The organism is Modestobacter marinus (assembly GCF_019799945.1).
In the GTDB taxonomy this organism is placed as follows: Bacteria; Actinomycetota; Actinomycetes; order Mycobacteriales; family Geodermatophilaceae; genus Modestobacter; species Modestobacter marinus_B.
The window spans coordinates 126,485-151,435 of the sequence record NZ_JABGCH010000004.1 but is presented as its reverse complement, the minus strand read 5'-3'; the positions used below and the strand labels follow the sequence as shown (position 1 = coordinate 151,435).

26 protein-coding genes are annotated in these 24,951 nt (G+C 73.7%); 11 read left to right on the top strand and 15 right to left on the bottom strand.

From position 1 onward, the window contains the following. Window positions 1-54: 54 nt before the first annotated feature. Window positions 55-870, bottom strand: coding sequence for a 3-oxoacyl-ACP reductase FabG (gene fabG, locus HK417_RS05845; protein WP_222264320.1), 816 nt, complete (start codon window positions 868-870; stop codon window positions 55-57). Window positions 871-1,194: 324 nt separating this feature from the next. Next, a complete protein-coding gene (locus tag HK417_RS05840) occupies window positions 1,195-1,872 on the bottom strand; it encodes an SAP domain-containing protein (RefSeq protein WP_222264318.1) in 678 nt (225 codons plus the stop codon). Between the two features lie 140 nt (window positions 1,873-2,012). Here HK417_RS05840 and HK417_RS05835 point away from each other — a divergent pair, with 140 nt between their 5' ends. Beyond that, window positions 2,013-2,816, top strand: a complete 804-nt coding sequence (locus HK417_RS05835; RefSeq protein ID WP_222264316.1) for an alpha/beta fold hydrolase — start codon at window positions 2,013-2,015, stop codon at window positions 2,814-2,816. 54 nt (window positions 2,817-2,870) lie between these two features. Here the strand turns inward: HK417_RS05835 and HK417_RS05830 are convergent, their stop codons facing one another. Both HK417_RS05830 and HK417_RS05825 read right to left on the bottom strand, forming a co-directional pair. Further along, entirely contained in the window at window positions 2,871-3,998 is a 1,128-nt protein-coding gene (locus HK417_RS05830; RefSeq protein WP_261325951.1) for an extracellular catalytic domain type 1 short-chain-length polyhydroxyalkanoate depolymerase, read from the bottom strand. Window positions 3,999-4,114: 116 nt separating this feature from the next. Beyond that, window positions 4,115-4,510: a CopG family transcriptional regulator gene (locus HK417_RS05825; protein WP_222264312.1), complete on the bottom strand. Its 396-nt coding sequence runs from the start codon at window positions 4,508-4,510 to the stop codon at window positions 4,115-4,117. A 203-nt stretch (window positions 4,511-4,713) separates the two neighbouring features. On the opposite strand from HK417_RS05825, the gene HK417_RS05820 reads away from it, so the two are divergent. Next, window positions 4,714-5,925 (top strand): alpha/beta fold hydrolase, encoded by a 1,212-nt coding sequence (locus HK417_RS05820; RefSeq protein WP_222264310.1) that lies wholly within the window; start codon window positions 4,714-4,716, stop codon window positions 5,923-5,925. Between the two features lie 74 nt (window positions 5,926-5,999). Here the strand turns inward: HK417_RS05820 and HK417_RS05815 are convergent, their stop codons facing one another. Next, window positions 6,000-6,377, bottom strand: coding sequence for a helix-turn-helix domain-containing protein (locus tag HK417_RS05815; RefSeq protein WP_222264308.1), 378 nt, complete (start codon window positions 6,375-6,377; stop codon window positions 6,000-6,002). Window positions 6,378-6,605: 228 nt separating this feature from the next. Here HK417_RS05815 and HK417_RS05810 point away from each other — a divergent pair, with 228 nt between their 5' ends. Next, window positions 6,606-7,475: an IclR family transcriptional regulator gene (locus tag HK417_RS05810; RefSeq protein ID WP_222264306.1), complete on the top strand. Its 870-nt coding sequence runs from the start codon at window positions 6,606-6,608 to the stop codon at window positions 7,473-7,475. A 21-nt stretch (window positions 7,476-7,496) separates the two neighbouring features. On the opposite strand, the gene HK417_RS05805 is transcribed toward HK417_RS05810, so the two are convergent. From HK417_RS05805 to HK417_RS05790, 4 genes are all read right to left on the bottom strand, one after another. Beyond that, complete coding sequence (locus tag HK417_RS05805) at window positions 7,497-9,224, bottom strand: PHA/PHB synthase family protein (protein WP_222264304.1); 1,728 nt, start codon at window positions 9,222-9,224, stop codon at window positions 7,497-7,499. Window positions 9,225-9,375: 151 nt separating this feature from the next. Beyond that, window positions 9,376-9,657 (bottom strand): hypothetical protein, encoded by a 282-nt coding sequence (locus HK417_RS05800; RefSeq protein WP_222264302.1) that lies wholly within the window; start codon window positions 9,655-9,657, stop codon window positions 9,376-9,378. 232 nt (window positions 9,658-9,889) lie between these two features. After that, entirely contained in the window at window positions 9,890-10,282 is a 393-nt protein-coding gene (locus HK417_RS05795; protein ID WP_222264300.1) for a hypothetical protein, read from the bottom strand. Between the two features lie 145 nt (window positions 10,283-10,427). After that, complete coding sequence (locus HK417_RS05790; RefSeq protein ID WP_222264298.1) at window positions 10,428-11,060, bottom strand: class I SAM-dependent methyltransferase; 633 nt, start codon at window positions 11,058-11,060, stop codon at window positions 10,428-10,430. Between the two features lie 229 nt (window positions 11,061-11,289). Between HK417_RS05790 and HK417_RS05785 the strand changes: the two genes are divergently transcribed. Together HK417_RS05785 and HK417_RS05780 are read left to right on the top strand one after the other, a co-directional pair. Then, on the top strand, window positions 11,290-11,994 hold the full coding sequence (locus HK417_RS05785; RefSeq protein ID WP_222264296.1) for a hypothetical protein: 705 nt from the start codon (window positions 11,290-11,292) through the stop codon (window positions 11,992-11,994). 133 nt (window positions 11,995-12,127) lie between these two features. Further along, the gene (locus HK417_RS05780) at window positions 12,128-13,009 is read left to right on the top strand and encodes an alpha/beta fold hydrolase (protein WP_222264294.1); all 882 of its coding nucleotides are present in this window, start codon (window positions 12,128-12,130) and stop codon (window positions 13,007-13,009) included. 20 nt (window positions 13,010-13,029) lie between these two features. On the opposite strand, the gene HK417_RS05775 is transcribed toward HK417_RS05780, so the two are convergent. Both HK417_RS05775 and HK417_RS05770 read right to left on the bottom strand, forming a co-directional pair. After that, entirely contained in the window at window positions 13,030-13,812 is a 783-nt protein-coding gene (locus HK417_RS05775; protein ID WP_308123401.1) for a TIM barrel protein, read from the bottom strand. Next, on the bottom strand, window positions 13,809-14,831 hold the full coding sequence (locus HK417_RS05770; protein ID WP_222264292.1) for a Gfo/Idh/MocA family oxidoreductase: 1,023 nt from the start codon (window positions 14,829-14,831) through the stop codon (window positions 13,809-13,811). Before HK417_RS05770 ends, HK417_RS05775 begins: the two co-directional genes overlap by 4 nt. Window positions 14,832-14,944: 113 nt before the next feature. Between HK417_RS05770 and HK417_RS05765 the strand changes: the two genes are divergently transcribed. Both HK417_RS05765 and HK417_RS26885 read left to right on the top strand, forming a co-directional pair. Then, the gene (locus HK417_RS05765; protein ID WP_222264289.1) at window positions 14,945-15,355 is read left to right on the top strand and encodes a LacI family DNA-binding transcriptional regulator; all 411 of its coding nucleotides are present in this window, start codon (window positions 14,945-14,947) and stop codon (window positions 15,353-15,355) included. A gap of 304 nt (window positions 15,356-15,659) precedes the next feature. Then, on the top strand, window positions 15,660-15,935 hold the full coding sequence (locus tag HK417_RS26885; RefSeq protein ID WP_368858514.1) for a substrate-binding domain-containing protein: 276 nt from the start codon (window positions 15,660-15,662) through the stop codon (window positions 15,933-15,935). A gap of 3 nt (window positions 15,936-15,938) precedes the next feature. Here HK417_RS26885 and HK417_RS05755 read toward each other — a convergent pair whose 3' ends face one another. Further along, complete coding sequence (locus HK417_RS05755; protein WP_222264288.1) at window positions 15,939-16,961, bottom strand: LacI family DNA-binding transcriptional regulator; 1,023 nt, start codon at window positions 16,959-16,961, stop codon at window positions 15,939-15,941. Window positions 16,962-17,130: 169 nt separating this feature from the next. Here HK417_RS05755 and HK417_RS05750 point away from each other — a divergent pair, with 169 nt between their 5' ends. Both HK417_RS05750 and HK417_RS05745 read left to right on the top strand, forming a co-directional pair. Continuing rightward, window positions 17,131-18,318, top strand: a complete 1,188-nt coding sequence (locus HK417_RS05750) for a Gfo/Idh/MocA family protein (protein WP_222264286.1) — start codon at window positions 17,131-17,133, stop codon at window positions 18,316-18,318. Between the two features lie 25 nt (window positions 18,319-18,343). Further along, window positions 18,344-19,342, top strand: coding sequence for a sugar phosphate isomerase/epimerase family protein (locus HK417_RS05745; RefSeq protein WP_222264284.1), 999 nt, complete (start codon window positions 18,344-18,346; stop codon window positions 19,340-19,342). Here HK417_RS05745 and HK417_RS05740 read toward each other — a convergent pair. After that, on the bottom strand, window positions 19,339-20,379 hold the full coding sequence (locus HK417_RS05740) for a LacI family DNA-binding transcriptional regulator (protein ID WP_222264282.1): 1,041 nt from the start codon (window positions 20,377-20,379) through the stop codon (window positions 19,339-19,341). The genes HK417_RS05745 and HK417_RS05740 overlap by 4 nt on opposite strands. A 106-nt stretch (window positions 20,380-20,485) precedes the next feature. Here HK417_RS05740 and HK417_RS05735 point away from each other — a divergent pair, with 106 nt between their 5' ends. Both HK417_RS05735 and HK417_RS05730 read left to right on the top strand, forming a co-directional pair. Next, entirely contained in the window at window positions 20,486-21,322 is an 837-nt protein-coding gene (locus tag HK417_RS05735; protein WP_222264280.1) for an aldo/keto reductase, read from the top strand. A 90-nt stretch (window positions 21,323-21,412) separates the two neighbouring features. Continuing rightward, on the top strand, window positions 21,413-22,600 hold the full coding sequence (locus tag HK417_RS05730) for a phytanoyl-CoA dioxygenase family protein (RefSeq protein ID WP_222264278.1): 1,188 nt from the start codon (window positions 21,413-21,415) through the stop codon (window positions 22,598-22,600). Window positions 22,601-22,624: 24 nt separating this feature from the next. Here the strand turns inward: HK417_RS05730 and HK417_RS05725 are convergent, their stop codons facing one another. Continuing rightward, complete coding sequence (locus tag HK417_RS05725) at window positions 22,625-23,650, bottom strand: PDR/VanB family oxidoreductase (protein ID WP_222264276.1); 1,026 nt, start codon at window positions 23,648-23,650, stop codon at window positions 22,625-22,627. Further along, the gene (locus HK417_RS05720) at window positions 23,647-24,885 is read right to left on the bottom strand and encodes a cytochrome P450 (RefSeq protein ID WP_222264274.1); all 1,239 of its coding nucleotides are present in this window, start codon (window positions 24,883-24,885) and stop codon (window positions 23,647-23,649) included. Before HK417_RS05720 ends, HK417_RS05725 begins: the two co-directional genes overlap by 4 nt. Between the last annotated feature and the right edge of the window lie 66 nt (window positions 24,886-24,951).

The window sequence follows — 24,951 nt, the reverse complement described above, 5'->3', positions numbered from 1 at the left end:
GCACTTCTCCTGTCGGTGGGCCCGTAGACGACGGCGCTGGGGCGGGCGGGCGAGCTACATGTCCAGCCCGCCGTTGATGCCCCAGGTCTGGCCGGTGATGTAGGACGACGCGTCGGCCGCGAGGAAGTGCACGACGCGCGCGATCTCCTCCGGCTCCCCGAGCCGGCCCAGCGGGATCTTGGCCAGGATGCCGTCGAGGACCTTCTGCGGCACGGAGCCCAGCATCTCGGTCGCGATGAAGCCCGGGGTCACGGCGTTGACGGTGATACCGATGCCCTCGGTCTTGCCCGCACGCTGCAGTTGCATCGCGGCCTCGCGGGCGAGGGTCTTGGTCAGCCCGAACAGCCCGGCCTTGGCGGAGGAGTAGTTGACCTGACCGATGCCCCCGGTCTCGCCGATGATCGAGGAGATCATCACGATCCGCCCGCTGCCGCGCTCGAGCATGTGCACCAGCGCCGCCTGGGACAGGTAGAACGCCCCGGAGAGGTTGACGTCGATGACCCGGCGCCAGTCGTCGTCGGTCATCTTGAGCACCGTGCGGTCCGCGGTGATGCCCGCGTTGTTCACCAGGATGTCCAGCCGGCCGTGCTGCTCGATGACCTCGCCGACGGTGCGCCGGCAGTCGTCCGCCGACCCGATGTCGCCCCGGTGGACCGTCACCTGCCGGTCGGGGAAGGCGCCGGTGAAGTCCCGGGCGAAGGCCTCGGCCGCCTCGTGGTTGCCGCTGTAGCCGACCGCGACGTCGGCACCCTGGGCGGCCAGGCTCCGGGCGATCGCCGCGCCTATCCCGCGGGTCCCGCCCGTCACGAAGGCCACCCGGCCGAGGAGCTTGTCACCGGTCCTGCTCGGGCGTTCCTGCGTCGCTGTCATGGCGTCCCCTCGTCGCGGCGTCTCCGCCGTGTCCCCCCGAGTCGAGGCTGAGCTGCACGACTCCGTGCGCTCCGACACCGGGCAGGGCGAGCATCGTGGTCGGACTGCGGAGCGTCAACGGGAGACGGAACTTCCTCACGGAACGACGTGGTGTCGTGCCCGGGAGTCACTGGTGGCTGACGCACCTGGGGCCGGCCGGTCCGGTGACGCGGGCGTGCCGGAGGACCAGGACAGACGACACGGCAGCGCCCCCTCCCCGGACGGGGAGGGGGCGCTGCCGCAGACGGTGGTGCGGACCGTCGCGCAGGCGACGGTCGCGCGGACTTACTTGGTGTCGGCCTCGACCAGGCGGTCGACGAGCTCGTCGACGGTGCCGGTCTTGGGCAGCTCGCGCTGGGCGGCCAGTTCGGTGAGCTCGGCCTTGGTGAGGCCCTGGTACTGCTCGCGGGCCTTGTCCTGCGCCGCCTTGCGCTCCTGGCGCTCGGCCTTGGCCGCGTCCCGGGCCTGCTGGCGCTCGGCCTGCTCAGCCTGCTCGGCCTGCTCGCGAGCGACCTTCTCGGCCTGCTCGGCCTGCTGGCGGGCGGCCTTCTCGGCCTGCTCAACCTGCTGGCGGGCGGCCTTCTCGGCCTGCTCGGCCTGCTGGCGGGCGGCCTTCTCCACGCTGTCCACGCCGCTGCGCGCCACGTCGGAGACGCTCTGGAACTGGTCGCGCACCGCGCCGCTGACCGACTCGATCTGCTGGCGGGTGACGTCGGAGAGGGTCGTGGCGACCTCGGCCAGCTGACGGGCGTACTGGTGGTTCAGGTCGACGATCTGCTTGATGAAGGAGTACTGCCGCTCGACGACGTCCGCGACGTCCAGCTGCGGGACGCTCGTGGGGGTCGGCAGGGTGCGGAACTGCTCGGTGACGGTGCTCATGCCGTTCTTCCAGCTGTCCAGCGTGGTGCTGAGCAGGTCCTTGGCGTTGCGGGTCGCGGCGGTGAAGTCAGTCGCGGAGGTCATGGTGTGCTCCAGATGTCGTAGGTGGCCGTTCGCCGATAAGTATGCCAAGCAACCGCGCTACATGTCAATCGGAGGGGACAGTGGCGCGACTCACCCGACCGCTGAGGATGGTTGACCGCGTCGTCAGCGCTGCCCTGACCATGAGCCTCCTCGCATCAGACCGGGCCGGCCGCGGCGAACAGCTGCTGCTGCTGCACGGCATCGGCTCCACCCGGGACGACTTCTCTGCCCTCCTCCCCCGACTGGCCGAGCACTACGACGTCCTGTCCGTCGACCTGCCGGGGCACGGCGGGTCGCCCAACGTCAGCGGACCGCCCACCGTCGCGGCACTCACCGACGCCGTGGAGGCCGATCTCGACGAGCGGGGACTCCAGCGCGTCCACGTGCTGGGCAATTCCCTGGGCGCCCGGATCGCCATCGAGCTCGCCGCCCGCCAGCGGGCCCGCTCGGTCGTGGCACTGTCCCCGTCCGGCCTGGGCCTGCCGCCCGAGCGCCTGCACCAGGGCATCCTGATGGCGACCGCGCGCACCATGACCCGCACGCTCCGGCCGACGCTGGGGGCCCTCGCGAGCTCGCCGGTCGGACGGACCGCCCTGCTCACCGGCATGCGCGCCCGCCCGTGGGAGGCCAGCGAGACCGAGGCGCTCGCCATGCGCGGCGGGTTCGCGGACTCGAACGGGTTCTGGTCGATGCTGTGGTGGGCCGTGCTGCGGGACGTCCCGACCGGGCTGCAGGGCGTGGACTGCCCGGTGACGCTCGCCCAGGGGGCCCTCGACGTCGTGGGGGCCGGGCAGACCCCGCGCTACCTCGCGTTGATCCCGGGGGCGCGCTTCCAGCTGTTGCCGGTAGCCGGGCACGCGCCCCAGTCCGATGCCGCGGACGCCATCCTGGACCTGGTGCGGCAGACCGCCGAGCGCGCCGCCCCGCTCCGCACGGGAGGCTGACGACGCCGCCGGAGGGGGCGTCGACCGCCCCCTCCGACGACCGCGGTCGGAGGACTACGCCGACTGCTCGGCGACCGACAGGAAGAACCTGACCATCTCCGCCGAGGCGTCGGGACCCGCGGGGTCGGTGTAGGACCCGGCCGCGCTCCCGCCGAACCAGGCGTGCCCGCCGCCGTGCACGGTCCAAGACTCCACGAGCACCGCGCCGTTCCCGTCGGTGTGCACCGTCCGGGTGCTGGCGCGCCCGTTCCCCCGCTTCACGCGCGCCGTGTCCGACACGGTGACGTCGGCCGGGGCCAGCTGGGCGGCCACGAGCTTCTCGAGGTTCACCGGGGCCACGGTCCGGTCGCGGTCGCCGTGGAAGACGATCATCGGCATCCGGCCGGCCGGTGCCGGCTGGCCGCCGGAACGCATGGCGGCGAAGGCCGAGACCATGTCGTGCGCCGCGCCGTAGGGGATCCCGGAGTGGACGCCGGCCGCGGCGTACAGCTCCGGGTGGGTCGCCGCCATGACCGCGGCCATCGCCCCGCCGGCGGACAGGCCGGCGACGAACACCCGGGCGGGGTCGATCGCGTGGTCGGTCATGACCTGCCGGGTGATGCCGGCGATGATCGACGGCTCGCCGCGGCCGGCCTGCTGGTCGGCCGGCGAGAACCAGTTCCAGTAACCGCCCTTGTTCGCGGCCGAGGACTGCTCCGGGTACGCGACCAGGAAGGTGTGCCGCTCGGCGAGCTCGTTCATCCGGGTGCCGGCCGCGCAGTCCGCCGCGTCCTGCTGGCCGCCGTGCAGCATCACGACGAGCGGCACGGGGTCGCCGGTGTAGCCGGTCGGGATGTAGAGGTCGTACCGGCGGGTGCCGGCCGGCTCGGTGTGGCTGAGGTGGCGGATCTCGCCGCCGGGTGCGGCCGCCGCGCGGGCACGCCCCCCACCCGAGGACATCGTGGCCTGGTCCTGCCGCAGCCCGCTCCGAGCACCGGCCCGGCCGGCACCCGGCGTGGACAGCGCGCCGCGGAGCTGCTGGAGCGGTCCGCTCCTGCCCTGCGCACCGCGCTTACCGGGGAACGGCAGGGGGCCGCCTCCTGGGCGGGTGGACCCCGCTGCGCGGCCGCCGAGGGAGCCCTGGAGCGCGGCGAACGCCTCGTTCAGCCGGCCGGCCTTGGTGAGCCGGAGTACTTCGGACATGCCTGAGGCAGGGACGTGGTCCATGGGATCCCCTTCCGGGGTGTCAGTACCGGCGCCGACCGGTCGGCCGGTGCCGTGGGGGTGCTGACGCTCCGCCCGGCGGTGGGCGCGAGACGTCAGGTGATGCGGGAGGCGAGGGCGGCCTTGACCGCCCGCGGAGCGCGGAAGGCACCGAGGACCTCGACGGCGGAGATGGTCGCCAGGGCGAGCTCGGGCGTGACGTCGTCGGCGACGGTGGCGAGCCCGAGGACCCTCAGTTGCACGGTCCGACCGGCGTCCCGCAGGCCCTCCAGGTCCTGCCGGCTGAGGTGCTGCGCCCCGAGGGTCAACGTGCGCCGGGCGACCGTGTCGTCGACGGCCGCGGACCGGGTCTCGAGCTGCCGCCGGATCGCCGTCCGGATGAAGTCCGTCCGGTTGGCGTAGAACCCCTCGTCGACGAGGAGGTCGATCTGCCCCAGGTCGACGAGGCCGATGTTGATGGTGATCTTCTCGCTCTTGTCGGTCTCGGCCACGCCTCCCCTTTCGCTGTAGACCATCCTGCCACCATCCCGTGGGATGGTCAAGCCGGACGGCGGCACGCGCGGCGAAGATCGGTCCGGATTTCGCGCACAGACCGGTCTGAAGCTGCCGATGTTTCACAGGTCACACCTGAGCCAACAACACGTGACGGCTATGTCACGCGACGGAGCCGCACAGCACACCCAGAAGGAGCCAGATGTCGACCACCGCCGAGGACCTCGTACCGGTAGCCGAAGCCGCAGCCGAGGCCACCGTCCGACCGGGGGCACTGCTGGCCCGTCATGCGGTCGCCAGCACCACCGCGAGCGTGGCCGAGCTGGCGAGGGTGTCGCGCAGCGTCTGGGGCGGCGCGGCCGTCCAGCTCGCGAACCCGCTCGAGGTCGCCGCCCGAGGTGCGCTGTGGTGGACGCAGATGTCCGACCGCCGGGCGCCGAGGTGGCACCTGCCGCACCGGACGGTGCTCAGCACGCCGTTCGCGCACGTGCACGACTTCTCCCCGGCCGACGCCGCCGACGTCGTCCCCACGGTGGTGCTGCCGCCGCAGGCCGGTCACTCCTCGCACGTCGTCGACTTCGCCCCGGGCCAGAGCCAGCTCGCGGTCCTGCTCGACGCCGGGCTCACCCAGCTGTACGCCCTGGAATGGCGCCCGGCGACCGCCGCGACGCGCCACGTCACGATCACCGACTACCTGGAGGTCATCGACCAGGCGGTGCTCCGGGCAGGCGGCCGGGCGAACCTCGTCGGTGACTGCCAGGGCGGGTGGCTCGCGGCGATCTACGCGGCGCTGCACCCCGAGCGGGTGCACACGCTGACCCTGGCCGGGGCGCCGATCGACTTCCACGCCGGCGAGTCCCTCATCGCCGCGTCGACGCACGTCCTCACCCGCGCGCTCGGCATGACCCCCTACCGCAGCCTCGTCGCCCTCAACGGCGGCAACATGTCCGGACGGGCCGTCCTGACGAACTTCATCATGATGCAGCCGCAGACCGAGCTCGGCCGGCAGCTGCGGCTGCTGGAGAACCTCGACGACCCGGAGCACGTCGAGCGCTACCGCGTGTTCGAGGACTGGTTCAAGTACACCCAGGACATCCCCGGCGCGTTCTACCTGTGGCTGGTGGAGCACCTCTTCCACCGCAACGAGCTCATCAGCGGGCGCCTCGTCGTCGACGGGCGACGCGCCGACCTCGGGAACATCACCAGCCCGCTGTTCCTGCTGGCCGGGGCCCGTGACCACATCACCCCGCCGGCCCAGCTGTTCGCCGCGGCCGCGGCCGTGAGCACGCCGGCGGCGGACGTCGTGCAGCGGACGTCGGCCGGTGGGCACCTCGGCCTCTTCACCGGCCGGCAGGCCCTGACCCAGGACTGGCCGGTGCTCATGGCCGCCGTCCGGGCCCGCAGCGGCACCTGACCGACCGCGGCCCGGGTGCACGGGCTGTGGTGGGGGCGGAGGAGCGCCGCCACAGCCCGTGCACCCGGAGTCCGTCACGCCCCCGGGGAACGCCCTTCCACGAAGCTGCGGTAGATCCGCAGCAGCGCATCCCGCTCCTCGGCCGTCAGATCGGGGTCGCTGCGGATGGCCTCCTCGGTCCGGTTGCGTGGTCCCGCGGTCGGGCCCGCCGGCTTCGACAGGAGACCCGCCTCGGCCAGCAGCGTGTCCGGCGGGATGTTCAGTGCCTTGGCGATGGCCTGCAGCACGCGCAGCGACGGTTGGTGCAGGCCCCGCTCGATCTGGCTCAGGTAGGCGTTGGACACCTTCGTCAGGTCGGCCATGCCTCGCAGCGACAGGTCGGCCATCTGGCGCTGGAGACGGATGTACTGGCCGAGCTGGCGCACGCGCGGGTCGTCGTCCTCTGCTGCCATCGCGGTTCCTCTCCGGAGATCGGGGCACAGTCTCACCGATCGACGCCCGCGCTCCGGCGCCGGCGGGCGGGTACCTCACTCCTCCGATGGGCGGACGGTGCCGGTCCGGCCCGCGGACGGGTTCCCCGCGAGCGTCCGTCTGGTGACGCCGGAGCTGCCGTGTTTCGCTCCTGTCCGTCCGCGGTCACAGGATGTGGATCCGCTTCGATCGGTCTCAGGAGGGCAGCGATGGCAGGCAACTCCATGGAAGCCGGTCGATCCGTCACCCACAAGATCACCTCGATCCTGCTGACGTTCACCGAGGGCACCGAGCACACGCTGACCGAGATCGCCCAGCTGGCCGGGTTGCCGATCTCCACGGCGCACCGGCTGACCTCCGAGCTGGCGTCCCGGCGGCTGCTCGAGCGGACCCCCGACGGCCGCTACCGGGCGGGGCTGCCGCTGCGCATGATGGGTGCCGGCGACCCCCGGCCCCCCGCGCTCCACGAGCGGGCGCCTGCCGTCCTGGAGGACCTGGCCAAGGTCACCCGCTGCCGAGCGCGGCTCGGCGTCCTCCAGGACCTGGAGGTGGGCTACATCGAGAAGCAGCCGGGGCCGCGACCGGTGTCGAGCTTCACGCCCGCGGCCACCCTGCCCGTGCACCCCACCGCGCTCGGGCGCGCACTGCTGGCCTTCGCACCCCCCAGCCTGGTGGAACTCACGATCCTGCGCGGCCTGCGCGCCTACACCCCGCACACCCTCACGGCCCCCGACCGGCTCCGCCGGGCGCTCGCCGTCGTCCGGCTGACCCGGGTGGCGGTCACCTCCTTCGAGTTCGAGGCGAACGCGTGCGGCGTCGCGGTCCCGGTGTTCGGCGCCGGCGGTGAACTGGTCGCGGCCATCGAACTGGCGGTGCCCGACCTGGGCCGGGAGCTGCAGTCGGTGATGGCGGCGCTGACCGTCGCCGCCCGCAGCCTGTCCCGGGAGCTCGCCGGCGGCGCTGGGGTGCAGGCGGCACCGGTCGGCGGCATGTACCCGTTGCCGACCGAGCCGCTCCCCGACGCCCCGACGGGGCCGGCCGTCCCCGGCGTCCCCGACGTCGTGCAGGGCGTCGGCTGAGCGTCGGGGACGGGCCGGACGTCAGGTGCGCACGTAGGAGCCGGGCCCGTCGCCGAGCACCGGGTACCGCTCGCTGCCCATGCCGGGCGGGTCCTGCAGCGGACCGGAGTGGTCCGCCGACCAGTTCGCCCAGTCCTCCCACCACGAGCCGCTCCGCCGCTCGGCGGCCGTGCGCCAGACCTTCGGGTCGGTGGGCAGGGCGTCGTCGGTGGGCAGCACCTGGTACCAGGCCTTCGGGCTGGGCGGGTTGACGATGCCGGCGATGTGCCCGCCGCTGCTGAGGACGAACCGCACCGGTCCGCTGACCAGGCCGGTGGTCCGGTACGAGGACTCCCACGGCACGATGTGGTCGTTGATCGCGCTCACCACGTAGGTCGGCGCCTTGATCGCGCTGAGGTCGATCGTCTTCCCGGCGATCTCCAGCGTGCCGGCCGCCAGCTTGTTGTCCACGTAGAAATTGCGCAGGTAGAACGCGTGCATCGCCGCGGGCATCCGGGTGCTGTCGGCGTTCCAGGCGAGGATGTCGAAGGCCGGCGGGTCCTGGCCCATCAGCCAGTTCGAGACCACGTAGTTGAAGATCAGGTCGTTGGCCCGCAGCACGTCGAAGGTCCCGGCCATCGTGGCGCCCTCGAGCACGCCCTCGCGCTGCATCTTCCGTTCCAGCTTCTCCACCGTGCCGCGGTCGGTGAACATGCCCAGCGCTCCCGGCGCCGCGTAGTCCAGCATCGTGTTCAGCAGCGTCAGCGTGCCGATCCGGCTGTCGTCCGCCTGCTTCAGGTAGGCGTCGGTGATCGCGGTGAGCGCGCCGCCCAGGCAGAGGCCGACGATGTCGATGGTCTCCGCGCCGGTGATCTCCTCGATGACGTCCAGCGCCGACCTCGGGCCGTGGAGGAGGTAGTCGTCCATCGTGACGCCGGACATCTCGCGCGTGGGGTTCTTGTAGCTGATCACGAACACGGTGCGGCCGTGCTGCACGGCCCACTCGATGAAGCTGCGTCCGGGCGCGAGGTCCATCACGTAGTACTTGTTGATCCACGGTGGGCTGCACAGCAGCGGGTTCGCGTGCACCTGCTCGGTCTGGGGCTCGTACTGGAGCAGCTCCATGAGGTCGTTGCGGTAGACGACCTTGGCCGGCGTCGCGGCCAGGTTCCGCCCCACCTCGAACGGGCTGGCGTCCACCTGCCGTGGCCGGCCCTCGTTGTAGACGAGGTCGTCGACGAAGTTGCGCAGGCCGTGCAGCAGGCTCATCCCGGCGGTGTCCATGGCCCGCTTGAGCGCGGCGGGGTTGGTGACCAGGAAGTTCGTCGGCGCGAGCGCGTCGAGCATCAGGTCCATGGCCGCGGCCGCCTTGCGCTCCGTGCCGGCGTCAAGGTCGGCGTTGGTGACGACCTCGCGGGCGGCCCGACAGGTCGCCAGGTAGCTCAGCCGCACGCTCCGGAACACCGGGTTGGCCTCCCAGGCGGGATCGGCGAACCGCCGGTCCTTCGGATCGACCGGCACCGGCGAGGGGACCTCCCGGCCCAGCCAGGCCGCAGCCGTGACCAGGGGGATCCGCGCGAGGTCCGTGGCCAGCCGCATCGCCGCCAGTCCGGGCCCCAGCGGATTGCTGAAACCCGCCCGGACCATCTTGGCGAGCGCGTCGCCGAAGCCGGCGGCATCGAGGTCCTCGAACATGCTCGACTCGGGAGCCAGCACGTTCGCCGCGCGCTCGCCGACTTCTCCGGCACTCCTGGGGTCGTCCTGGTTCATGCGCCCATGCTGTACCTGCTGTCCACCTGATGGGCCCGCCTCCCACTCGTCGGAAGTAGTTCCCCGGTCGCGCACCGGACCGGCACCGCAGGTCGCCGGCCGGCCACGCCCCGCCACGGGAAGTCGTGGCGGGGCGGCCGGCCGTCCGGCGTCAGCGCTTCAACTGGTCCTTCATCACGCCCAGGAACACCTCGGAGGTCTCCCGGACGAAGTTCGCGTGCGTCGTGGCCAGCGTCGTCGCCCAGTCCTGTCCGGTGCCCTTGGCGGCCTGCTCCTCGAGGTCGAGCATGTTCTTCAGGACACGCTCGTAGCCCTCGAGGAAGGTCAGGCCGTTCTTCTTGGCCTGGGCGACCACCTGCTCGCTCAGGTCACGGACGCGCTGGGTCGCCGCCTCCAGGTCGACGCCGCCACCGGTCGGGTCGCTCGTGGTCATCAGGGTGACTCCTCTCCTCGCCTGTTCCCACCCCCCGCGGGTCGCGGAGGGTCGGTCGCGGTCGGACCGGGTCGCCCACCTGGGCGACGGCCTGCCCGCTCCTCGTCAGCCTTCCGGACGGAGATTCGCACAGGACGGCGACCACGCTCGCGTCGTCCGGAGGACGTTCCGGCCAGTGAGAAGGGCGCGCCCCTCCCGCCGGCACACCGACCGGCACGGACCGCGCCCGACCCTACTTCTCGGAGCCTCCGGTCAGGGGCCGCCAGAAGTCGGCCATGGCGCTCTCCACACCGGCCCACTTGCGCGTCCACGCCAGGAACGGCCGGAGGTTGGTCTCCAGCGTCGCAAGCTGCTCGTCGAAGGCCTGGAGCTGGGCGACGAGGGCCTGCACCTGGGCGCGCCGGGCGGACAGGTCGTCCAGGACAGCCTCCATCTGGCGCCCCGTCATGGTGGCCGGCATCGTCGGCATGACGAAGCCCGGACCCGGCGGGGTTGCCGGCGGCTGACCCGGCACGGAGCCGCCGGCAGCTGCTGTCCAGCCCGCCATCATCCGCTCGGCCGCCGCTCGCATCTGAGCGGCGAGGTCGGCGGGGTTCCTCGGTCCGGTGGCTCCCTGTTCGCTCACGTCGCCTCCAGCTCTCGTCGGTCGGGCCTCGGCGCTGTCCCCCGGTGGTGCCCCGGCGAGTGAAGCACCGGCGGCCGCGGTGGGGAAGCCGCCGCCGCGGATTCCTGCTGAGTGGAGGAACCGGGGCGGTCCGGCTGCCCCGTGGTCAGCCCCTGTCCATCCGCCCCCACGCCAGGTAACCGCCACCCAGCGCGACCTCTCGTACCTGCAGATCCGGGACCCGCTGGGCCAGCAGAGCCCACGGCCGCTCGAAACCGGTGAAGTCCCGCACGAACGGGGCGTGCACCCCGAGCACGACCGCGTTGACCGCCACCGCCCACGGCGGGGCCCACTTCCCACCGGTCGCGGCCACACCCCCGCCGTCGCGCAGGTGCGCGAGCACGTGGTCGAGCGCCGCGGCGGACTGCAGGACGTCGTGCACGGCGCAGAAGAGGGCGTGGTCCGCGGTCGGCAGCTCCGCGCTCTCCGTCGGGGAGCCGACGAGCACGACGTTGGACCATCCCCGGTCCGCCACCCGCGCACCGGCCAGGGCCAGCATCTCGGCCGCCGGGTCCACGCCGACCACCGTCCCGGTCCGGCCGACCCGGCCGACCAACTGCTCGAAGCACAGGCCCGTGCCACAGCCGACGTCGATCACCACGTCACCCTCGCGCAGCGGGAGGAGGTCGATCACCCGGCGGCGGTAGGCCTCGAAGCCCGAGGTTCGCTCGTCGTAGCGGAGGGCGTCCCGCCCGTACGCGGCGATGGGTGGGGTGCCGGGCTGGTCGGCTCCGGCCATGGCGGCCTCCCGACGGGGACGGTTCGGCAGGGACTCCATGATCCCGCGTCCGGGCGCCGGGTGCACGGTCCGGGCCGCGCGGGACGAAGACCGGTCGCGAGCCGGTCCGGCGGCTCCTCCGGTGGAGCTTCCCACCCGGTGGAAAGAACCCGGCAGACGCGCTGCAGGGACGGAGACTGAGCCGTCGGAGGCGCGCGTCGCGCGCCGGGCCGGACCCGAAGGACGATCCATGGACGACGCGACAGATCCGTTCACCGACCTCACCCGCCGGGGGCACCAGCTGTTCCAGACCGCCGTGCAGGCCTGGGAAGAGGCCACCCGCTCGATGGTGGACGCCGCCGGCCGCCCGGACCGCATGTCCGCGGACATGCGACCCGCGCTCGACGCGGCGTTCGCCTTCGCCGCCCAGATGCTGGCCGACCAGCAGGAGTTCGCGAGGGCACTGATGTCCCTGGGCGCCCGGGCGTCCACCTCGACGAGAGACCGGCCCGCGCCGGGCGCCGCACCCGCCCCGACCGTGCGGTCCGACGCCGGCGTGAGCGGGCGGCGGAGCAGTCGCCCGACGCCGACCGGACCCGCGGCGACCACCGGCGCGGAGGAACCGGCTGCGCCGAAGGCGATCGAGGCGCCGACGGAGGAGGTGCGACCGCAGGAGAAGCCGACGGCCCGGGAGAAGACGACCGCCCGGGAGAAGACGACGGCCCAGGAGAAGACGACCGCGCAGAAGAAGACGACCGCGCAGAAGGCGACCGCGCAGAAGAAGGCGACCGCGCAGAGACGGACGCCGCCCCCGAGGACGCCGGGGTCCGCACCGCGGAAGCGGACGCCGAGGAAGGCGGCAGCGTCCGCTCCCCCGGCCCCGACGGAGTCCGCACCTCCACCGGCGGCGGCACCGGAAACGGCGGCGGCACCGACCGCCGAGAACCCGGGCTGACCTCGCGCCGTCCCGCTCGTCCGGCGACTCTCTCCGGGTGGAACGGCGCGGCGGGTGTTTGGCGGGCGCGCCGTCCGGTACGTAGACAGTGGGCCCCGCCACCACTGCCTGGGCCACCGTTTGGGAGGTCACTGTGGTCCGCACGGCCCCGACGGCGCTGCCCGGTGCAGCGCTGCGCATCCTCGATCTGCCCGGACGAGGACGGACGGCGGTGTGGGAGGCCCCGGGGCCGGCCGGCGCACCGACCCTGCTCCTGGTCCACGGCGTCACGCTGACGTCGGCCCTGAACTGGGGGCGGATCGTGCAGACCCTGGGCCGCGACTACCGCGTCCTCCTGGTGGACCAGCGGGGACACGGCGCCGGGCTCCCGGGCAGGGACTTCCGGCTCGAGGACTGCGCGGACGACATGGCCGCCATCGCGGAGCAGCTCGGCATCGAGCAGTTGATCCCGGTGGGGTACTCGATGGGCGGCCTCATCGCCCAGCTGATGTGGCGCCGCCATCCGCACCTGGTCGCGGGGCTCGTCCTCTGCTCCAGCGCGCGGAACGTCTCCGGCGGACCGTGGGAGCAGTCCGCGTCGCTCCTGCTGCCCGGGCTGGTGACGGCGGCGAGGTGGATGCCGCTGACCGGGGTCATGGGCGCCGACCTCGTCGGCGCCGCCCTGCTCGACCACGAGTGCGCCCCGGAGCAGCGCCGGTGGGCACTGGCCGAGATGCGGCGCACCTCGCTCGTGAACGCACTGTCGGCCATCCAGGCGGTAACCGCGTTCAGCTCCCACACGTGGATCGGTTCGGTCGACGTACCGACCGCCGTGGTGATCACCGGGCACGATCGGGTGGTGCCACCCCGGCGGCAGTGGAAGCTGGCCCGCGCACTGCCGGACGCGACGGTGGTGCGGCTCGAGGGTGGTCACGACGTCTTCCTGCACTCGCCCGCCCGCTTCGGTGCGGCCGTGGCGGCGGCCTGCGAGGCGGTGTGCGAGGAGCTGGACAGCAGCACCGCCGAGAGCGCCTGACCGCCGACCCCGCGCGAGGGTCAGGGAGCCGGGGTGAACGCGGTGCGGAAGCTCTCCAGCGCCCGCGCCGGGTCGCCCGACGCCCAGCCCTCCAGGGCGACCACGCCGTCGTAACCCAGCCGGGTCAGCGCGGCGGCGATCGCCGGGTGGTGGATCTCGCCGGTCCCCGGCTCGCACCGGCCGGGGACGTCGGCGATCTGGATCTCCCCGACCAGCGGCAACGCCCGCTCCACGAGACCGATGAGGTTCCCCTCACCGATCTGCGCGTGGTAGAGGTCGAGGTTGAGCCGCAGGTGCGGGCTGCCCACCGCCTCCACCAGCGCGATCGTGTCGGCGGCCCGGGCGAACGGCGTGCCGGGGTGGTCGACCGCGGTGTTGAGGTTCTCCAGGGTGAAGACCCGCCCGGCTCGCTCCCCCAGTGCAGCCAGTCGCTCCAGGGTGCGCGCGGCGGTCAGCCACATCGCCGGGGTCACGACGTCGCACGGGACCACGGGCAGCCCGCGGGCATCCAGCCCCGTCCCGTGCACGTTGAGCCGCGGGCAGTCCAGCCGCGCGGCGACCGCCAGCGACTCCGCGGCCGTGCGCAGCAGCTGCTCGGCGCCGTCGGGGTCGGCGAGGGTGCCGGTGACGTAGCCGGTCATCGAGGAGAAGGTCGCGCCGGTGGCGGCCAGGGTGTCGACGTCCTTGGCCGTCCAGTCCCAGATCTCGACCTCGAAGCCGGCTGCCGCGATCCGCTCGACCCGCTCGACGAACGGCAGGTCGAGGAACAGCATCTCCGCCGACGCCGCGAGCCGGTACGTCACTTCTGCACCTCGTCGATGCGGACCGGGCGCCCGGACCGGACCGACTCGGCCGCGGCCAGCGCGATCGCCAGGGCTGCGCGGGCGTCCTCGCCGGTGACCGGCGCCGGTCCCCCGGTGCGGACGGCGTCGACGAACGCGGCCAGCTCGGCGGTGTACGCGTCGCGGAAGAGCTCCTGGTCGCCACGGACGGTCTCGACCAGCCGCCCGGCCGCGCCGGAGAATGCCAGCCCGCTGCGGCGGCCGTCGCCCATGGTCACCATGCCGCCGGAGCCCAGCACCTCGCCGCGGACGTCGTAGCCGTAGGCGGCCTCGAAGCACGCCTCGGCGACCGCCGTCGCGCCGTTGTCGAACCGCACCGTGACCACCGCGGTGTCCAGCAGCCCGCGGTCCCGCCACTCCGGCTCGACCAGCGCGTCGGCGACGGCGAAGACCTCGACCGGCTCGGCGCCGGGGTTGAGGAAGCGCAGGGTGTCGAAGTCATGGATCAGCGTCTCGAGGAAGATCGTGTCCGGCAGGACGCGGGACGGGTCGAAGCCGCCGGGGTCCCGGGTCAGCGAGCGGAGCAGGCGGGGTGTGCCCACCGTGCCGGCGTCCAGCAACGCGCGGGCGGCCCGCCAGTCCGCGGCGAAGCGGCGGTTGAACCCGACCTGCAGGACGACCCCGGCGGCCCGCGCGGCGTCGATCGCCCGGTCGGCGTCGGCCAGGGTGACCGCCATCGGCTTCTCGCAGAACACGCCCTTGCCGGCGGCCGCGGCGGCGACTACCAGGTCGGCGTGCAAGCGGGCCGGAGCGGCGATGAGGACCGCGTCGACCGACGGGTCCGCCCAGACCTGCGCCACGTCCGTGTACGCGCGGTCGGCGCCCAGCGCACCGGCCAACCGCTCCGCGGCCCCCGGCGCCGGGTCGGCCACTGCCGCCAGCCGGGCCTGCGGCAGTCGCCGGGCCAGCGTCTCCCCGTGGAAGGCACCCATCCGCCCCGACCCGACCAGGGCCACCCCCACCTGCGTCACCTGCGTCATCCCGACTCCTCGATTAGAACGTTCTAGGTGGATGTCAGGGTGTCCCTCGCCTGGGTTGCCGTCAAGGGCCGAACCCCTAGAACGTTCTAGTCGCTCGGCATTAGGCTCGGCCCATGACGAGGACGGGTCCCGACCGGCGGCCGACGCTGGCCGACGTCGCGGCCCGGGCGGGGGTCTCCACCGCGCTGGTCTCGATCGTGCTGCGCGATGTGCCCGGGGCCAGCGCGGCGACGCGGGAGCGGGTGCGGCAGGTCGCCGCCGAGATCGGCGACCGGCCCGACAGCCGCGCCCGCCTGCTGCGCAGCTCCCGCAGCCGGCTGCTGGGCGTTGTGTTCGGCGTGCAGCACGCCTTCCACGGCGATCTCGTGAGCGGGCTGTACGCCGCGGCCGAGCGCGTGGGCTACGAGCTCGCGCTGAGCGCCGTCACGCCGGGCCGGGACGAGCGCCGGGCTGGGCCGGGCTCCTCCAGGATCGCTGCGAGGCGCTCGTCCTTCTCGGCCCCCAGTCTCCCACCGCCGAGCTGACCGAGCTGGCCGTCGTCGTCGCCCGTCCGGTCCGGTCCACCGCCGTGGACGTCGTCCGGACCGCCGACGACGAGGGCATGCACCTGGCGGTGGAGCACCTGCTGGGCCTCGGTCACCGCGACGTCGTGCACGTCGACGGCGGCCGGGCGCCGGGTGCCGGGTGCCGCGGAGCGGCGCCGGGGGTACCGGGAGGCGCTGCACCGCGCCGGCCTCCCCGCGCGGGTCGTGCCGGGCGGGCTCGCCGAGGACGACGGCGCCGCCGCGGCGCGGACGCTGCTGGCCGGGCCGCTGCCGCGCCGTCACGGTGTTCAACGACCGCTGTGCCCTGGGCGTGGTCGACGTGCTGCGCCGCGCCGGCCGGGCCGTGCCCGGGGACGTGAGCGTCGTCGGCTTCGACGACAGCCGCATCGCGCGCCTCACCTCGCTCGACCTCACCTCGGTGGCCCAGGACGTCGAGCAGCTGACCACGCTGGCGGTCACCCAGGCGGTGGAGCGACTGGACGGCGTGCCGGTCGCCCGGCGCGACCTGGTCGTCCCGCCGCGGCTGGTCGTCCGGAGCAGCACCGCCCCGCCGCGCTGAGCGTCAGCCCCCGGCCGGAGGTCCCGTGGTGCCGCGCACCACCAGGCGCGGGGGGACGACGACCTCGCGCCGCTCGGAGCGGCCGCCGTCGAGCCGTTCCACGACGGCCTGGACCGCGAGCCGGGTCAGCTCGTCGGACTCCTGGCTGACCGTGGTCAGGTCGATGTGCGCCAGCCGGGCGAGTGGGCTGTCGTCGAAGCCGACCACGGAGACCGCGCCCGGCACGTCGACGCCGCTGCGCAGCAGGACGTCGAGCAGCCCGACCGCGGAGTGGTCGTTGTAGGTGACGACGGCGGTCGGGAGGTCGCCGGCGGCCAGCAGCGCCCGCGCGGCGCGCGCTCCGGACTCCTCGCCGGCGTCACCGGGCAGCACCTGCAGCTGCTGCGCCAGCCCGAGCCGGCGCATCGCCCGCTCGTAGCCGCCGCGCCGGCCGGCCGCGATGACCCCCCGGCCGCCGTCGACGTAGGTGATGCGCCGGTGCCCGAGGCCCGCCAGGTGCTCGACGGCCTGCGCCACGCCCTCGTCGTCGGCGACCCGGACGACGTCGACCCCGGCCGACGGGACCGGGCGGCCGACCACCACCACCGGCAGCTGCCGGTCCAGCGCGTCGAGCCGCTCGGCCGGCAGCTCCGGGCCCAGGAGCACCAGCGCCTCGCAGCGTGAGTCGAGCAGCGTCTCGACCGCCCGCTCCTCGTCCCGCGTGCGGGTGACCGTGCTGAGCACCAGGTCGTACCCGTGCTCGTCCGCGGCCTCGTGGACGTCCTCGACGAGTTGGGCATGGAAGGTGCTGCGGACGTCCATCACCACGCCGATCAGCCGGCTGCGCCGGCGGGCGAGCAGGCTGGCGGCCCGGTCGGGCCGGTACCCCAGACGGGCGGCGGCGTCGAGCACGCGCTCGCGGGTGGCACTGCCGGGCCCCGGGGCCCCGCGCAGCACGAGCGACGCCGACGCCGTCGAGACCCCGGCCTCGGCCGCGACGTCCTGCAGCCGTGGCCGGCGCACCGGGTCGGGTCCGTCGACGTCCACCACTCCACCCCCTTGACACCGGCCGGTCTGGCTGGTCCCATCTGTGCCACGTCTTAAAGCGCTTTAAAGCGCTCGACGATGACCCACTTCCACCGCGGACACTGCCACGCCGCCGAGGATCCCCTCGCGCCCCGTGGTCCCGCCCCACCCCGACGAGAGGGGAACGACGATGACCGGGAAGCCGATCTCCGTCGCCGTCATCGGTGCCGGCATGGCCGGCCGCAGCCACGCGGCCGGCTACCGCCAGGTCGACACCGTGTTCGGCGAGGGGCTGCCGCCCATCCGGCTGGCCGCCGTCGCCGACGCCAACGAGGCGCTGGCCCGGGACGCAGCCCGCCGGTACGGCTACGAGAAGGCGATGTTCAGCTGGGAGGACGTCGTCGCCGATCCGTCGATCGACGCGGTCAGCATCGTGGTGGGCAACGACCTGCACCGGCCGATCGCCGAGGCGCTGATCGCCGCCGGCAAGCACGTGCTGTGCGAGAAGCCGCTGGCCGGCTCGATGGCGGACGCCCGGGCGATGGTCGCCGCGGAGCAGCGCGCCGACGTCGTGACCGCCGTGGGGTACACCTTCCGGCGCTCCCCCGCGATCGCGGCGATCCGCGACCACGTGCAGAACGGGGAGCTGGGTGGGATGACCCTGTTCGACGGCCGGTACTGGTGCGACTACGCCTGCGACCCCCGCGGACCGCTCAGCTGGCGGTTCAAGGGCGGCCCCGGCTCCGGGGCGCTGGCGGACATCGGCGCCCACGTCATCGACGCCGGCCAGTTCGTCTGCGGGCCGATCGTGTCGGTCTCCGGCGCGGTGCTGTCCACCCAGATCCCCAAGCGGCCGCTGCCGCTCGGCGCCGTGGTGGGGCACAACGCCGCGCCGGTCAGCGACGAGGTGGGCGAGGTGGAGAACGAGGACACGGCCGTGTTCACCGCCCGGTTCGCCTCCGGTCTGGCCGGGTCGTTCTCGGTGTCCCGGACGGCGTTCGGCATGCCCAACGGCCTGGCCTTCGACGCGTACGGCCTCGGCGGCCGGGCCTCCTTCGACTGGCACCGGCCCGCGGAGTACCTGTTCGACGACGCCCAGCCCGACGCGCGCACCCGGGGTGCGCGGCAGGTCATCGTCGGCCCGCAGATGCCCTACTTCGCCGGCGGCTACCCGATGGCGGCCCCGGGCGTGGGAGGCGGCAACGCCGAGATGTTCGTCTACCAGTGCCGCGCCTTCCTGGACCAGATCGTCGGCACCCCCGACCCGCTGCCGCCGAACGCCACCTTCGCCGACGGCCTGCACACGATGGAGATCATCCAGGCCGTCGTCCGGTCCGCCCAGTCCGACGGTGCCGCCGTGCCCGTCCCCGCCCACTGACCCTCGACCCGGAAGGCCCGACCCCGTGACCCTCAAGCTGGGCGCCTACACCGCCTGTCTGCACGACCGCCCCCTCGCCGAGGCCCTCGACGTGCTCCAGGCCAACGGCCTGACCTCGGTGGAGGTCAACACCGGTGGCTTCATCCCCTCCCCGCACTGCCACGTCGACCTGCTGCTGTCCTCCGAGCAGGCCCGCCGGGACTACCTGGAGACCTTCGCCGCGCGCGGGATGGAGCTGACCGGGCTCAACTGCAACGGCAACCCGCTCAACCCGCTGCCCGGGGTCGGCCCCAAGCACGCCGACGACCTGCGCCGGACCATCCAGCTCGCCGGCCTGCTCGGCGTCAGGCACGTGGTGACCATGTCGGGCACGCCGGGCTCGGACCCCGGCGCCCGCTACCCGTCGTGGGTGGTCAACCCGTGGGACGGGGTGTACATGGACGTCCTGGACTACCAGTGGGGCGTCGCGGTCGAGTTCTGGCGGGAGATCGACGCGCTCGCCCGGGCCAACGACGTCCGGGTAGCCATCGAGATGCACCCGCACAACCTGGTGTTCTCGCCGGTGACGCTGGAGAAGCTGGTCGAGCTCACCGGCGCGACCAACGTCGGCGCGGAGATGGACCCCTCGCACCTGATGTGGCAGGGCATGGACGTGGTGGCCTGCATCCGGCGGCTGGGTCCGCTGGTGTTCCACGCCGCCGCCAAGGACGCGATGATCACCCCGGGCGTGGACGTCCGCGGGGTGCTGGACACCTCGTTCGAGCGGGTCCCCGCCGACGCCCCGGACAAGGTGCCCACCGGCTACGGCCACTGGTGCAACGCCTGGCCGGCGGACCCGGGCTGGCGGTTCGTCGCCGTCGGGATCGGCCACGACGTCGACTACTGGACCGAGTTCCTGCGCGCGCTCGCCGAGGTCGACCCGGACATGGCGGTCAACATCGAGCACGAGGACGCCGCCTACTCGCGGCTGGACGGCCTGGCGCTGGCCGCGCAGAACCTGCGGGCCGCCGCGGCCAAGGCCTAGGCGCGGCTCAGCGCCTCCGCGGGGAGGTTGTACGGCGTGACGACCTGGACGCCGGAGTGCCACGAGCGCGGCGCCCCGGGCAGCGCGGAGTGGGCCTGCATCACCACGTGGCAGGCGCGGCGCAGGTCGAGGGCCAGGTCGTGGTGCAGGACGGCGGACAGCCGGCCGTCCTGCAGCAGCGCGAGGTTCTCGGCGTCCAGGTCGTGGGCGACGAACGCCCGGCAGTCCCGCCCCGCGTCGGCGAAGGCCGCCACCGTCGCGGCGTTGCCCCCGGAGGCGTACATCGAGTAGACGGCGCAGAGGTCCGGGTCGGCGGCCAGCGCTTCCCGCACGAGGCCGTGCAGCACCTCGTCGTCCCCGGTGACGTCCACCAGGTCGACCTGCCGCCGGCAGGGCCGCAGCTGGCGGGTGGTCGCCCGGAAGCCCATCTCCCGGTCGTCCTCACCGCGGAAGGAGCCCGACCCCCGGGTGACCAGCACCGCGCCGGCGTCGGGGACCCACTGGTCGAGCAGGTAGGCCGCGGTGGCGCCGGCCGCCCGGTTGTCCAGCCCGACGTAGGCGGTCCGGCGGCTGGTCGGCAGGTCGGTGACCAGGGTGACCACCGGGATCCCGGCGTCGGCCAGCCGCTCCACCGCCGCTGCGACCAGCGGGTGGTCGGGGGCCTTGAGGACGACGCCCTGCGACCCCCGCTGGGCGATGCCGTCCAGCGTGCGCGCCAGCTCCGCGACCGGCGGGGCGTCGACGAGGTGGAAGCGCGCCCGGAACGTCGCCGGCCGGACCACCGGCAGCTGCGACTCCAGCGCCGCGCGCACCGCCGAGGAGAACCGGGCGGGCGCGTCGACGACGACGTCGAGGAAGAACGTCCGCCCGGTCAGCCGCATCTGCGAGCGCTGCCGGTTGAGCTCGGCGATCGCTCGGTACACCTCGTCGACCGTGCTCTGCCGCACGCCGCCGCGGCGGTTGAGGACGCGGTCCACGGTGGCCTCGGACAGCCCCGCCTGACGGGCGATCTCACGGATCGGGTACGGGTGGCCCATGCGGGGAGTGTGCGGGTCCGCTGAGGGGCGCGGCCAGCTTGCCCGGGATCCGGCGGGGGGTCAGGGTGGCGACGTCCCCGCCTGATCGCGTCCCCGGAGAGCCCGCATGAGCGCCGTACCCACCGTCCGGCTGAACAACGGCGTCGAGATCCCCCAGCTGGGGCTGGGCACCGCCCGGGTCTCCGACGAGGAGACCCGGCAGATCGTCCGGGAGGCCGTCGAGGTGGGCTACCGGTTCATCGACACCGCCGCCAGCTACGACAACGAGGTGGGCGTCGGCCAGGGCATCGCCGACTCCGGCGTGCCGCGCGAGGAGGTGTTCGTCTCCACCAAGCTGCGCGGCCGGGAGCAGGGCCGCGAGTCGGCGAAGCAGGCGCTGCGGTCCAGCCTGGACCGGCTCGGCCTCGACTCCGTGGACCTGTACCTGATCCACTGGCCGCTGCCCCGTCAGGACCGCTACGTCGAGTCCTGGCTGGCGATGGAGGAGCTGCTGGCCGAGGGGCTGACCCGGGCCATCGGGGTCTCGAACTTCCTGCCCGAGCACCTGGACCGGCTGGCCGCCGCGAGCTCCACCGTCCCGGCGGTCAACCAGATCGAGTGCCACCCCCGGGAGCCGCAGCTCGAGCAGCGCGCCGACGACGCCCGGCGCGGGATCGTCACCGAGTCCTGGTCGCCGCTGGCCAACGGCGGCGACGTGCTGGCGCACCCGGTGGTGGCCGGGATCGCCGCCCGGCTGGGCCGGACACCCGCGCAGGCGGTGCTGCGCTGGCACGTGCAGCAGGGGCTGGTCACCTTCCCGAAGTCGTCGTCCCGCGGCCGGCTGGAGGAGAACCTCGACGTCTTCGGCTTCTCGCTGACCGAGGAGGACCTGGCCGGAATCGCCACGCTCGCCGACGGCACCCGGGTGAACGGTCAGTACCCGGACGTCTGGGAGGAGTTCTGAGGGCTTCTTGACGGGTTCCTGCCCTTGTCCTCCCCGGGCGCGAGTCGTCAGGCTCGATGCGCCACCGACCGCTCGGGAGAGGACGACACCATGACCGCACCAGCACCCACCCGGACCGCGCCGGGCTGGTTCACCGCGGAGGACTGCCGCCTGGAGGACTTCCGCGCGGTCGTCGAGACGACCACCCAGCTCGCCGAGCACCCGCACGCCGACGAGGTGCGGGAGAACGTCCTCGTCTACGGGCAACGGCTGCGCGACGCCGTCGCCACCCCGGGAGGCCGCCGCGAGGTGCAGGCCGAGCTGGCCCGCGCGCTCACCGACGGGCCGGGGATCGTCGTCTTCGCGGGTGCCTACTCCGACACCGGCGTCGTGGACCGGGCCACCGCGGTGTTCGAGGCGCTGATCGCCGAGCAGAAGGCGGCCGGCACGGTCGCCGGGGACCACTTCGCCGCGCCGGGCGCCAACGACCGGGTCTGGGGTGCGCTGGACAAGTTCGCCGTCCGCGACCCGGAGGCCTTCGCCGCCTACTACGGCAACGACGTGATCGCGCTGGTCTCCGAGGCCTGGCTCGGCCGTGGCTACCAGGTCACCAGCCAGGTCAACGTGGTGAACCCGGGCGGGAAGGCCCAGGTGGCCCACCGCGACTACCACCTCGGCTTCATGTCCGAGGAGCAGAGCCTCGCCTACCCCGCGCACGTGCACCGCCTCTCCCCCGTGCTGACCCTGCAGGGGGCGGTCGCGCACTGCGACATGCCGGTGGTCACCGGCCCGACGATGTACCTGCCGCACTCGCAGAAGTACGCCCCGGGCTACGTCGCGTTCCACCAGCCGGAGTTCATCGCCTACTTCGACGAGCACTTCGTCCAGCTGCCGCTGCGCAAGGGCGACGCCGCGTTCTTCAACCCCGCGCTCTTCCACGGTGCCGGCACCAACCACTCCGCCGACGTCCGTCGGATGGCGAACCTGCTGCAGGTCTCCTCCGCGTTCGGCCGGGCGATGGAGACCGTCGACCGGACGGCGATGTGCCGCGCGCTCTACCCGGTGCTGCTGGCCCGGCAGGCCGCCGGCGCCGATGAGCGGTCGCTGCGCAACGTCGTCGCCGCCTCGGCCGAGGGCTACGCGTTCCCGACCAACCTCGACCACGACCAGCCGATCGGCGGGCTGGCCCCCGAGACCCAGGCCGAGCTCGTCGTGCGGGCCCTGGCCGGGCAGTGGCCGGCCGACGCGTTCGAGGCGGAGCTGTCCGCCCAGGCCGCGCGGCGGGCCAGCGCCGTCTGAGCGGTCAGGAGCGGCGGGCGGGCATCACAGGTCGAGGACCAGCCGGTCGCTGCAGGCGCGGGAGACGCAGATCATCATGCAGTCCCCCGCCCGCCGCTCCTCCTCGCTGAGCACCGAGTCGCGGTGGTCCGGGACTCCCTCGAGGACCCCGGTCTCGCAGGTGCCGCAGGTGCCCTCCGCGCAGGAGGACAGCACCGGGACGCCGGCCTCCTCCACCACGTCGAGGATCGAGCGGTCCGGTGGCACCGGCAGGGTGACCTCGCTCTGCGCCAGCACCACCTCGAACGTCTCCGACCGCACCGGGCTGCTCACCGGCCGGGCGGCGAACCGCTCGACGTGCAGCGAGCCCGCCGGCCACCCGGCGCACCGCTGCTCGACCGCGGCCAGCAGCGGCTCCGGACCGCAGCAGTACACCCGGGTGTCCGGCAGCGGGGTGCCGAGCAGGCCGTCGAGGTCCAGCAGTCCCGTCTCGTCCTCCGGGCGCACCGACACCCGGTCGCCGTACCGGGCGAGCTCGTCGAGGAAGGCCATCGACGCCCGGCGCCGGCCGCCGTAGACCAGCCGCCAGTCTGCGCCGGCCGCCTCCGCGGCCGCGACCATCGGGAGGAGCGGGGTGACGCCGATCCCGCCGGCCACGAACAGGTACCGCGGGGCGTCGACCAGCGGGAAGTTGTTCCGCGGCCCGCGCACCCGCACCAAGTCGCCGACCTGCAGCCGGTCGTGGACGTACACCGAGCTGCGGCCCCCGGCCTCCCGCAGGACGCCCAGCCGCCAGACGTGGTGGTCGGCGGGGTCGCCGCACAGCGAGTACTGGGGAGTGTGCCCCTCGCCGGCGAGCGCGCCGATCAGGAGGTCGACGTGGGCTCCGGGCGACCACGGCGGCAGCGGGGTGTCGTCCACCTCGCGCAGGGTCAGGGTCACCACCCCGTCGGCGGCCTCCTGCTTCGCCTCGACCCGGACGTCGGCCTCGAACTCGCGGCCGACGATGGTCACCGTGGTGGTCCGGTGCTGCACGGTCTCCACGTGCGGGCGGACCGCCGGACCGCTCATCGGGCGCCGCCCGCCGCAGGCGCCGGGAACGACAGCGGCAGCCGGTCCCAGACGTACATGTTGGGCGTGGTCGCGTACCGGACGGCCGGCCCGGACAGCGTGTAGTCGCCGAGCACGGGCAGCGCCTCCTCGGCCGCCACCTTCACCTCGAGCCGGGCCAGCGGGGCGCCGAGGCAGCCGTGCCGCCCCTCCCCGAAACCGAGGTGGCGGAACCGCCCGCGGGTCACGTCGAACCGGTCCGGGTCGGGGAACTGGCGCTCGTCCCGGTTGGCGGCGCCGTAGACCAGCACCACCCGCCCGCCCGCCGGGATGGTCACGCCGTGCAGCGTCACCTCGCGGGTGGTGGTGCGACCGACCAGCTGCAGCGGCGCGTTGAACCGCACGGTCTCCTCGACGGCGGCGGGGATGAGCGCGGGATCACGGCGCAGCAGCTCCCGCTGATCGGGGTTCTCGGCGAGCAGCTTGAAGAAGGAGCCGGTCAGCCCGGCGGTGCTCTCCACCCCGCCGAGGAAGAGGACCATCATCAGGCCGAGGATCTCCGAGGCCGGCTCGAGGTGCTCGTCGGCGAACGGCTGCCCGTCGATCTCGGCCTGCACCAGCGCCGTCACGACGTCGTCCCGGGGCCGGCTGCGCCGGCTCTCCAGCAGCCGGATGAAGTAGTCCTGGATGCCCGCGGTCGCGGCCTTCGCCACCGGCGTCAGGCGCGGGTCGTCGGGACGGCGGTCCTTCAGCTCGTGCACCCAGCGGTCCAGCTGCGCCCGGTCCTCCTCCTCCGCGCTGGGCAGGCCGAGCACGGTGAAGAAGACCTCGTTGGGCATCGGCCAGGCCAGCTCCTGGGCGAGGTCGACGGCACCGCGGTCGCGCCAGCGCGCGACAAGGCCGCGGACCACCTCCCGGACGGCCTCCTCCCGCGCGCCGATCCGCCGGGGCAGGAAGTGCGGCTGCACGACCTTGCGGACCTGGTCGTGCCGCGGGTTGTCGATGTCGGGCAGGAAACCGGGACCGCTCTGGTCCTTCGCGGTGTCGTCGATGTCGATGCCCTCGAAGCTCGCGAAGGTGTCCGGGTCGGTGGCCGCCGCGCGGACGTCCTCGAACCGGGACAGCGCCCACCAGCCCCACTTCTCGCTGTGGAAGACGGGCGCCTCCTCCCGCATCCAGCGGTACACCGGGTAGGAGTCCGCCTGGAAGTCGGGGCTGAAGGGGTCGTACTCCATCGCGGCGCGGGTCGTGGTCACGGGGAGCCTCCTGGCATCCGGCGGGACGCGGGCGTGCGGGTCCCGCCGGGCGTCGTCCGCCGTCCG